The 206-nt window shown below is 31.6% G+C and carries 1 pseudogene; it reads right to left on the bottom strand.

The features are described 5' to 3' along the window. Nucleotides 1-206 (bottom strand): annotated as a pseudogene (locus ACZ2V4_RS11945) (hypothetical protein); the annotation flags it as partial.

Raw genomic sequence — 206 nt, 5'->3', positions numbered from 1 at the left:
TGTTTTTTTACAGAACGTTTTCTGTTACTTAAAAAGATATTTAATAGATTTAAAAAGAATATAGTTTCCTTTTTTGCATGAACATGTTGTAACGCCTGTTGTGACAGCTCTTTCCCGGTCTTAATCACTTGATTAAGCGTGGACATTTTAGCGTGGACATTTTTTTCTCGGATGATTTCATACTGTGTATAGGTATTGATTCTAAA

Source organism: Macrococcus sp. CoH-51_TC_04, assembly GCF_058188655.1.
Note: the sequence above shows the minus strand (reverse complement) of the source record. Positions and strands in the feature narration are given on the sequence as shown.